Genomic DNA, 11076 nt, shown 5'->3' with positions numbered 1-11076 from the left:
AAAATAAAGAAAAATAGAATCCATTACCAATACTTATATTAGTAAATATATAAAAAAATATTTTAATTATTATTATTACTTATCTTAATAAGAGTTATAAAAATATTTTTACTGCCGATATTAATTACCTCTAATTATGATAACACATTCTATTTTTATGCATCTTTAAAACATCTCAACGAAATACTGTTTTTCAGATGTAAGTATTATAGATAACTTTTTTATAATTAACATTACACCTAACTCGAGTAAATTACACACTCACCAAAGGAGTCATAGATGTAACAATTTATTTCACCATTAAAAACAATAGAATATAGTAATAGTCACTCATACCAATCAAGATTGATAAGAAAATAACTCCAAACAAATCACAATAAGAACTAAAGAAAAGAACAAAATATCTAATTTAATGTAGTTTAATACTTTATAATATAATCTTTCAATTTTAACTCGCAACGCGAGTAATTATTTGCATAAATAAAACAACCAAGTTAAAAAAATACCACACCTCTTTGATTATTATGACTTTTTAAAATAAAAACATGATAAATATAGCCTTCAATGCAACGAGTAATATTGTTTCAATATCAAATAAGCATCATCAAATTAATATAATCAATAAAAAGATAATCTTTTTTCTTTTTTTAATATTCAAATTAAGAATTTCAAATAATGATAAAATAGTCTTTTTTAGCTAGTCGTTTTAAAAAGTAATCATACCAAGATTGAAATTAATGAATATTAATTAGCCAAAAAGATAACAGTTTAGAGTGATATCGATATAGATCTACAACAAAATATCCGCATACTCTGTCACAATATTGCGTATTCGACGCTTACGATCTAACCGAATTACTCCTCTGTATCACTTAAAACCACTTTTTATGCATTAACTATATAGATTCCCCTTCATCATCCACCAAACGATAAAGGATCTATTGCGCTTCCTATCGAGCGATTAGCGACATTTTTCCTCACTGTTACTATCGCCTATCAAATCGGCTAATCAAGTTACTAACACCCTAATTAGCGACCATAAAAAAAGCCCTGATTAAATTCAGGGCTTTTGATTTGTTGCTAAATCGCTAAATTAAACTGTTGTTTGGAAGATAACACTATCTGCTTTTTCAGTATATTGCTCTAACTGATCAAAGTTCAGATAACGGTAAGTATCCTCAGCAGTTTCATCGACCTTATCCATAAACTGCAAATACTCAGCAGGCGTAGGGAGACGACCGAGCAAAGATGCGACAGCAGCAAGTTCAGCCGAAGCCAAGTATACATTTGCCCCTGTACCAAGACGGTTCGGGAAATTACGTGTTGAGGTTGAAACAACGGTTGCACCATCTGCAACACGTGCTTGGTTACCCATACACAAAGAGCATCCCGGCACTTCAATACGTGCTCCGCTCTTACCAAACACACTGTAATAACCTTCTTCAGTCAATTGTGCTGCATCCATCTTAGTTGGTGGAGCAACCCATAGGCGTGTTGGTAGCTGCCCTTTATGCTGATCTAACAGCTTACCTGCCGCACGGAAGTGACCAATGTTTGTCATACAAGAACCGATAAAGACTTCATCGATTTTTTCATTTTGAACATCAGACAGCAAACGTGCATCATCAGGGTCGTTAGGAGCACATAAGATAGGCTCTTTGATCTCATTTAGGTCGATTTCGATCACTGCGGCATATTCTGCATCAGCGTCTGCTTCAAGAAGCTGCGGGTCAGCTAACCAGTTTTCCATTCCTTTGATACGACGCTCGATGGTACGGCGATCACCATACCCTTCTGAGATCATCCATTTCAGCAGAACAATGTTTGACTGGAGATATTCAATAATTGGTGCTTTATCCAGTTTAATCGTACAGCCTGCTGCTGAGCGCTCTGCGGAAGCATCTGCTAATTCAAATGCTTGCTCAACTTTTAGCTCAGGCAACCCTTCAATTTCAAGGATACGACCAGAGAAAATATTCTTCTTACCTTTTTTCTCAACAGTCAGTAAGCCTTCTTTGATTGCATATAAAGGGATAGCATGAACAAGATCACGAAGCGTGATGCCCGGTTGCATTTCTCCTTTAAAGCGCACTAAAACAGATTCAGGCATATCAAGCGGCATTACACCTGTTGCTGCTGCAAATGCCACCAAACCAGAACCTGCTGGGAAAGAGATACCGATTGGGAAACGGGTATGCGAGTCACCCCCCGTACCGACAGTATCTGGCAATAACATACGGTTCAACCATGAGTGAATGATGCCATCGCCTGGGCGCAAGGAAACACCACCACGATTCATAATAAAATCAGGTAATGTATGGTGCGTAGTCACATCAACGGGTTTTGGATATGCCGCAGTATGGCAGAATGATTGCATAACTAAATCTGCGGAGAACCCTAGGCAAGCTAAGTCTTTTAGCTCATCGCGTGTCATTGGGCCTGTGGTATCTTGCGAGCCAACAGAAGTCATCTTAGGCTCACAGTATTCACCTGGGCGAATACCCGGGCGGCCACAAGCACGACCAACCATTTTTTGAGCCAAAGAGAAACCACGATTGCTTTGTGCAACAGATTTCGCATGACGGAATACGTTAGTTGGCTCTAAGCCAAGTGATTCGCGCGCTTTAGCCGTCAAACCACGGCCAATAATCAATGGAATACGACCGCCAGCACGGACTTCATCAATCAATACATCCGTTTTCAGTTCAAATGTTGCCAGTAACTCACCCGTTTCATGGTTACGCACTTCACCTTTATATGGGTAGATATCAATAACATCGCCCATATTCAGCTTAGATACGTCCACTTCAATAGGTAACGCGCCGGCATCTTCCATGGTATTGAAGAAAATAGGGGCGATTTTACCACCAAGTACAACACCACCACCACGTTTGTTAGGAACAAACGGAATATCATCCCCCATAAACCATAACACAGAGTTAGTTGCTGATTTACGAGAAGAGCCTGTGCCCACAACGTCGCCAACATAGGCCAACGGGAAACCTTTCTTATTCAGGGCTTCAATCTGTTTAATTGGCCCGACATTACCTGGCTCATCCGGCTCAATACCATCGCGAGCATTCTTCAGCATAGCTAGGGCATGAAGCGGAATATCAGGGCGAGACCATGCATCCGGAGCTGGAGACAGGTCATCTGTGTTAGTTTCACCTGTAACTTTAAATACAGTCACAGTCAGTTTTTCAGCCAGCTCAGGACGCTCGATGAACCATTCAGCATTTGCCCATGATTCAATAACTTGTTTCGCGTACTCATTCCCTGCTTTTGCTTTTTCTTCTACATCATAGAAGTTATCAAACATGAGCAAAGTATGGGAAAGTGCTTTAGCCGCGATTGGTGCTAGCTTAGCATTATCCAAAGCTTCAATTAGCGCATGAATATTGTACCCGCCCTGCATTGTACCGAGCAGTTCAATGGCTTTTTCTGGGCTGATAAGAGGAGAGGTAGTTTCACCTTTCGCGATAGCGGCTAAAAAGCCCGCTTTGACATACGCTGCTTCATCAACACCGGGGGGCACACGGTCGGTCAGCAGGTCTAATAGGAAATCTTCTTCACCTTTAGGTGGATTTTTCAGTAATTCTACTAATGCAGCAACTTGCGCAGCATCTAATGGCTTAGGGACAATCCCTTGAGCGGCACGCTCGGCTACGTGCTTACGGTAATCTTCTAGCACGACGTTCTCCTCGCTTCATTGTAATTTATATACCCGGCTGTCTGCACCATCTTGAAAAAATCATCATCCGGTGCCAGGTCAGAGGAACTTGCTCGCATAATCTCAATGGCAGTAAAATTATGCCCAGCTTCGGGCGTTCAGCATAGCAGAGTTTAAACGAAATGTTAATTCATTCACAAGAAAGCAACATCCCTCTGCTTACTTTAAGCCTTAACCATTAATTTCGGGTTATTTTTTAGCTTAAGATACTATAAAGAGTTATAAAAAGCAGATAAAACCTCACTTTTTATAATGCATTTACGCATTTAACGCACCCTTTTTGATGTGTTTTTACCTCTCATATCACAAATTATATTTTTATCGTAATTTTATTTACGTTACTAATTGATAAGGCAAATCATTACGATTGGCTTTAATTTTTTTAAAGGTTTTAATTGATTTTATTACCCTTTTAATCCAATTAAATTACCAAACGGATCTTCAAGCTGACACATTCGTTTGTTACCTTCTATTAACATCGGCCCTCGATACCGTTTTGCGCCTAATTTAGATAAATGCTCAACCGCTAAATCGAAAGATTCCACCTGCCAATATAATACTGTGCCTCGTTTACCTTCACAGACCTTTGCGTCAGCTTGGACAACCTCGATAGTGAAATTCCCTACGTGTAATACGGTAAAATCAAACTCTGGTAGATATTCGGCAACCGCCTGTGGAAAGGCTTGTTGATACCAAGCTAAGCCGATAGCAACGTCAGGAACATGGATTAAAATAGCTGTCGGTATTAGTTTCATTGAATTAGCTTATTTATGTGAGTACCCATAATCGATAATGATATGTCAGGTTCGTTCACAATTGAAGGTAAGTTACGGAACGTATAAACAATAATCCAATTTGCCATGACTTACGTATTTACGTGTTATCAAATGCACATCCCTTTATTAGATATAAATAAAAACAGAATAAAAAATGAGAATTTAATATTCCATTAGTCATCTAAACATTATTGTTGATAATTTTTTCCTTAAGAATATAAACACAACTTAAATAAGAGGATAAATATATATGACTCTCTGCTTATATTTGAAAAAGTAAAAAGCCAATGTGTTTCCACATTGGCTTTATGCTCTTTGGTCATAAACAGCCAACTAGAGAGGCCGTTTATTAAGGCGACTTAAGAAATTATTTTTTCTTTTTCGCTTTTGCGTTTGGTAAGTCAGTGATGCTACCTTCAAAGACTTCCGCTGCCATACCAATTGATTCATACAGCGTTGGGTGAGCGTGGATAGTCAATGCGATATCTTCTGCGTCACAGCCCATTTCAATTGCAAGGCCAATTTCACCCAGAAGTTCACCACCATTAACACCGACAACAGCACCACCGATAATACGGTTAGATTGCTTGTCGAAAATCAGCTTAGTCATACCTTCTGCGCAGTCAGATGCAATCGCACGGCCTGATGCTGCCCATGGGAATGTTGCAACTTCATAGCTGATATTTTTCTCTTTCGCTTCTTTCTCAGTTAAACCAACCCAAGCCACTTCTGGCTCAGTGTAAGCGATTGATGGAATAACTTTTGGATCAAAGTAGTGTTTCAGGCCAGAGATAACTTCAGCCGCTACGTGACCTTCGTGAACACCTTTGTGCGCCAACATTGGCTGACCAACGATGTCACCAATTGCAAAAATGTGAGGTACATTAGTACGCATTTGCTTATCAACATGGATAAAGCCACGGTCATCAACCTCAACACCCGCTTTACCAGCATCAAGGTTTTTACCATTTGGAACACGACCAATCGCGACCAGAACTGCGTCATAACGTTGTGGTTCAGCAGGTGCTTTTTTACCTTCCATTGTGACATAAATACCATCTTCTTTTGCTTCAACGGCAGTCACTTTGGTTTCTAACAGTAAGTTAAATTTCTTGCTGATTTGTTTAGTGAAGACTTTAACCACATCTTTGTCAGCCGCAGGGATGACTTGGTCAAACATCTCAACAACATCAATCTGAGAACCCAGAGCATGGTACACAGTACCCATTTCCAGACCGATGATACCACCACCCATAACAAGCAGACGCTCTGGAACTTCTTTTAGCTCTAACGCATCTGTCGAATCCCAAATACGTGGATCTTCATGAGGAATGAATGGTAACTGAATAGGACGTGAACCCGCAGCAATAATCGCATTATCAAAGTTGATAGTTGTGCTACCGTTTTCGCCTTCAACAACCAGTGTGTTAGCACCAGTAAATTTACCAAGACCGTTCACAACGTTTACTTTACGGCCTTTTGCCATACCAGCTAGACCACCAGTCAGCTGGTTAATCACTTTCTCTTTCCACAGGCGAACTTTAGAAATATCGGTTTTTGGCTCACCAAAAACAATACCATGTTCAGCCAACGCTTTAGCTTCTTCAATCACTTTAGCAACGTGCAATAGTGCTTTAGAAGGAATACAACCAACGTTCAAACAAACTCCACCCAGAGTTGAATAACGTTCTACTAAAACAGTATCTAAACCTAAGTCAGCGCAACGGAAAGCCGCAGAATACCCTGCAGGGCCTGCACCAAGTACCACTACTTGGGCTTTAATTTCAGTACTCATCATGACCTCTTTTTGTTTTGTCCAGCGGGGCAGCCGAAAAACGCATTATTCCACCGGAAAATACACACCGCGAGCAGTTTACAGAATTGTTAACATCCTGAAAAGGCTCATTACGTGACGTAACTCGCAACGTTTCGGATGAACAGTAAAAAATTCTGCCCCAGCCTAAATAAAACAGACCGGCTAATAAGCCGGCCTAATTTATTACATCACCAGTCGACGAATGTCGCTCATCAATTGACCTACTAGGGTGATGAAACGGGCACCATCAGCGCCGTCGATCACACGGTGGTCGAATGAAAGAGACATAGGCAACATCAGTCGAGGTACAAACTCACTACCATTCCAAACTGGTTTGATGGAAGAGCGAGATAGACCCATAATTGCAACTTCTGGTGCATTAACAATTGGTGCAAAACCAGTTGTTCCGATGCCACCAAGGCTAGAAATAGTGAAGCATCCACCTTGCATATCAGAAGCTGTTAATTTGCCTGCACGCGCTTTCTTAGAAACTTCCATCAGTTCGCGAGACAGTTCCATAATGCCTTTTTTGTTCACGTCTTTGATAACAGGAACAACTAGGCCATTTGGCGTATCAACCGCGATACCGATATTGACATATTTCTTCATGAATAGGCGTTGGCCATCTTCAGAAATAGAGCTATTGAAACGAGGCATTTCTTCTAGCGCACGAGCAACAGCCTTCATCACAAACACCAGTGGCGTGATTTTAACACCGAGTTGTTTCTTCTCAGCTTCTTTGTTCTGCTGCTTACGGAAGTCTTCGACATCTGTGGTGTCGACTTCTTCCATCAACGTAACATGAGGGATCATCACCCAGTTACGGCTTAGGTTAGCACCAGAGATTTTTTGGATACGACCCAGTTCAACTTCTTCAACTTCACCGAACTTGCTGTAATCCACTTTTGGCCATGGCAACATGCCCGGTAAACCACCACCCGCAGCGGCTGGTGCTTCGGCACGCTTGATGGCGTCTTTAACGTAAGATTGTACGTCTTCGCGCAGAATACGACCTTTACGACCCGTGCCTTTTACTTTAGCAAGGTTAACACCAAACTCACGCGCTAAACGGCGGATGACTGGCGTTGCATGTACATAAGCGTCGTTTTCAACAAATTCATTTTTGCTATCAGCTGCTTTTGCTGGTGCTGGTGCTGGCGCCTGTGCGGCTGCCGGAGCGGAAGCGGCTGGCGCTGGTGACGCAGTTGGTGCCGATGCTGCTGGTGCTGCACCTGCAACTTCAAACGTCATGATCAGTGAACCTGTTTTCACTTTATCACCAGTGGCGATTTTGATCTCTTTCACGGTACCGGCAAAGGGTGCAGGAACTTCCATTGATGCTTTATCGCCTTCAACCGTAATGATTGATTGCTCAGCTGAAACAGTATCACCAACTTTCACCATAACCTCAGTGACTTCAACTTCATCACCACCGATGTCAGGTACATTAACATCTTTAATTGCCGAGGCTGCTGGCGCTGACGCAGGTGCCGATGCGGGTGCTGCTTCCGCTGCTGGTGCTGATCCTGCAACTTCAAAGACCATGATCAGTGAACCTGTTTTCACTTTATCACCAGTCGCAATCTTGATCTCTTTTACAGTACCAGCAAAGGGTGCAGGAACTTCCATGGAAGCTTTGTCACCTTCAACAGTGATCAGCGATTGCTCTTCTGCAACTGTATCACCTACTTTTACCATGATCTCAGTCACTTCGACTTCATCGCCGCCAATATCAGGGACAGACACTTCTTTCAGAGCTGCTGCTGTTGGGGCAGCGGCTGGTGCCGCTGGTGCTTCTGCTGACGCAGCCGGAGCCGCGCCTTCTGCTGATTCAAAGACCATGATCAATTTGCCAGTGGTGACTTTATCACCTACTGCAATTTTAATTTCTTTAACCACACCTGCTTGTGGTGATGGGACTTCCATAGATGCTTTATCGCCTTCAACAGTGATCAGCGATTGCTCTGCTTCTACTTTATCACCAACTTTAACCATAACTTCGGTGACTTCAACTTCATCAGCACCGATATCAGGCACTTGGATTTCAATAGACATTGATTATTACCTCTTATGCCAGACGTGGGTTAACTTTTTCTGGGTTGATGTTGTATTTTTTAATCGCTTCTTCAACGACTTTAACATCAACTTCACCACGTTTAGCCAATTCACCTAACGCCGCAACGATTACATAAGATGTATCCACTTCAAAGTGGTGACGTAGGTTTTCACGGCTGTCAGAACGACCGAAACCATCAGTACCTAATACACGGTAATCGCTTGCTGGTACGTAAGTACGAATTTGTTCTGCAAACAGTTTCATATAGTCAGTTGATGCAACGGCTGGCGCATCATTCATTACCTGAGCAACATAAGGTACACGTGGTGCTTCAGAAGGATGCAGCATGTTCCAACGTTCACAATCTTGACCATCACGAGCCAATTCAGTGAATGAAGTAACGCTATACACATCAGAACCGATGCCATATTCCGCTGACAGAATGTTAGCTGCTTCGCGAACATGACGCATCATAGAACCAGAACCTAACAACTGAACTTTACCTTTGCTGCCTTCGATTGAATCCAGTTTATAAATACCTTTACGGATCCCCTCTTCAGCACCTTCAGGCATTGCAGGCATATGATAGTTTTCATTCAGAGTCGTGATGTAGTAGTACACGTTCTCTTGTTTTTCACCATACATACGCTCTAAACCATCCTGCATAATGACGGCAACTTCATAAGCATAAGCAGGGTCATAAGAGATACAGTTAGGGATAGTCAGTGATTGAATATGGCTATGACCATCTTCGTGTTGTAAGCCTTCACCATTTAAAGTTGTACGGCCTGAAGTACCACCAATCAAGAAACCACGAGCTTGCTGGTCACCCGCTGCCCACATTAGGTCGCCGATACGTTGGAAACCAAACATTGAGTAGTAAATGTAGAATGGGATCATCGGCAGGTTGTTTGTGCTGTATGATGTTGCAGCTGCTAACCATGATGAACCTGCACCTAGCTCGTTAATACCTTCTTGTAGGATCTGACCTTTAGAGTCTTCTTTATAGTAAGCCACTTGCTCACGATCCTGAGGCGTATACTGCTGACCTTTAGGGCTATAAATACCAATTTGACGGAACAAACCTTCCATACCGAAAGTACGAGCTTCGTCAGCAATGATTGGCACTAAACGGTCTTTGATAGAGTTGTTTTTCAACATCACGTTTAACGCACGAACAAATGCGATAGTGGTTGAAATTTCTTTTGATTGCTCTTCTAGCAATTGGCTGAAATCAGATAACGTAGGGATTTCTAATTTCTCATCAAAGTGCGTACGACGTGCTGGTAGATAACCACCTAGAGCTTGACGACGCTCATGCAGATATTTGTATTCTTCTGAATCTTTATCAAAAGTAATAAATGGCAGTTTTTCCAGTTGATCATCAGCCACAGGCACATTGAATTGATCACGGAAGTGACGAACACCGTCCATGTTCATTTTCTTCACTTGGTGCGCAATGTTCTTACCTTCAGCTGTTTCACCCATACCATAACCTTTGATGGTCTGAGCTAAAATAACAGTTGGCTTGCCTTTAGTTTCTGCTGCTTTTTTAAATGCGGCATACACTTTCTTCGGATCATGACCACCACGGTTCAGCGCCCAAATTTCGTCATCAGTCATGTCTTTAACTAATGCAGCAGTCTCTGGGTAACGATTGAAGAAGTGCTCACGAACGTACGCGCCATCACGTGATTTGAATGTTTGATAATCACCATCAAGGGTTTCGTTCATTAATTGAACCAGTTTGCCGCTAGTGTCTTTACGCAACAACTCGTCCCAACGATCGCCCCACATAACTTTGATGACTTGCCAGCCTGCACCATTAAAGATACCTTCCAGCTCGTTGACAATTTTACCGTTACCTGTAACAGGGCCATCTAGACGCTGTAAGTTACAGTTGATCACGAATACAAGGTTATCTAGCTTATCGCGTGTCGCGATAGTGATAGCACCTTTAGATTCTGGCTCATCCATCTCACCATCGCCTAAGAAAGCGTACACTCTTTGAGCTGAAGTGTCTTTCAGGCCACGGTTTTCAAGATATTTCAAGAATTTCGCTTGATAAATAGCATTTAGCGGGCCAAGACCCATTGAAACAGTTGGGAATTGCCAGAAATCAGGCATTAATTTAGGGTGTGGATAAGAAGACAGACCTTTACCACCAATTTCTTGGCGGAAGTTATTCATCTGCTCTTCAGTTAAACGACCTTCCAAGAATGCGCGTGCGTAGATCCCTGGGGAGATATGACCTTGGAAAAAGACCAAGTCACCGCCATCATTGTTGTTATGAGCGCGGAAGAAATGGTTAAAACAGACTTCATATAAAGTTGCAGAAGACTGGTATGATGCCATATGGCCACCCAGCTCCAAGTCTTTTTTAGAAGCACGCAGTACAGTCATGACTGCGTTCCAACGAATTGCGGAGCGAATACGGCGCTCCAAATCCATGTTACCAGGGTATGCAGGCTCGTCTTCAACAGCAATAGTGTTGATATAATCAGAACTACCAGATGCACCAGCAGCAATGTTAACACCGCCTTTACGCGCTTCATTCAATACCTGTTCGATAATGAACTGAGCACGATCAACACCTTCTTCACGGATGACCGATTCAATCGCCTGTAGCCAGTCGCGAGTTTCAATCGGATCCACGTCATTTTTCAACATATCTGACATGGTGTATTCCTTATCTGTT

General features: G+C 42.1%; 5 protein-coding genes. All 5 read right to left on the bottom strand.

Annotation, left to right across the window (positions count from 1 at the left end; genetic code table 11):
- Positions 1–1093: 1093 nt before the first annotated feature.
- The 5 genes from acnB to aceE all read right to left on the bottom strand — a co-directional run bounded on the left by acnB (position 1094) and on the right by aceE (position 11057).
- Positions 1094–3691 (bottom strand): bifunctional aconitate hydratase 2/2-methylisocitrate dehydratase, encoded by a 2598-nt coding sequence (gene acnB, locus PSF11_RS09295; protein WP_072502440.1) that lies wholly within the window; start codon positions 3689–3691, stop codon positions 1094–1096.
- 443 nt (positions 3692–4134) lie between these two features.
- On the bottom strand, positions 4135–4485 hold the full coding sequence (locus tag PSF11_RS09290; protein ID WP_004921822.1) for a VOC family protein: 351 nt from the start codon (positions 4483–4485) through the stop codon (positions 4135–4137).
- 388 nt (positions 4486–4873) lie between these two features.
- Positions 4874–6301, bottom strand: a complete 1428-nt coding sequence (lpdA, locus tag PSF11_RS09285; RefSeq protein WP_014656403.1) for a dihydrolipoyl dehydrogenase — start codon at positions 6299–6301, stop codon at positions 4874–4876.
- Positions 6302–6505: 204 nt separating this feature from the next.
- On the bottom strand, positions 6506–8377 hold the full coding sequence (aceF, locus tag PSF11_RS09280) for a pyruvate dehydrogenase complex dihydrolipoyllysine-residue acetyltransferase (RefSeq protein ID WP_061063815.1): 1872 nt from the start codon (positions 8375–8377) through the stop codon (positions 6506–6508).
- A gap of 13 nt (positions 8378–8390) precedes the next feature.
- Positions 8391–11057, bottom strand: a complete 2667-nt coding sequence (gene aceE, locus PSF11_RS09275) for a pyruvate dehydrogenase (acetyl-transferring), homodimeric type (protein ID WP_004921831.1) — start codon at positions 11055–11057, stop codon at positions 8391–8393.
- Positions 11058–11076 lie beyond the last annotated feature (19 nt).

This window comes from Providencia sp. PROV119 (assembly GCF_028482435.1).
GTDB classification, from domain to species: domain Bacteria; phylum Pseudomonadota; class Gammaproteobacteria; order Enterobacterales; family Enterobacteriaceae; genus Providencia; species Providencia stuartii.
This window is presented reverse-complemented; position numbering and strand designations above follow the sequence as displayed.

Excerpts from the sequence above, each read along its gene's own strand:
- PSF11_RS09290 (WP_004921822.1), bottom strand. The coding sequence starts at position 4,485 with ATGAAACTAATACCGACAGCTATTTTAATCCATGTTCCTGACGTTGCT.
- lpdA (WP_014656403.1), bottom strand. The coding sequence starts at position 6,301 with ATGAGTACTGAAATTAAAGCCCAAGTAGTGGTACTTGGTGCAGGCCCT.
- aceF (WP_061063815.1), bottom strand. The coding sequence starts at position 8,377 with ATGTCTATTGAAATCCAAGTGCCTGATATCGGTGCTGATGAAGTTGAA.
- aceE (WP_004921831.1), bottom strand. The coding sequence starts at position 11,057 with ATGTCAGATATGTTGAAAAATGACGTGGATCCGATTGAAACTCGCGAC.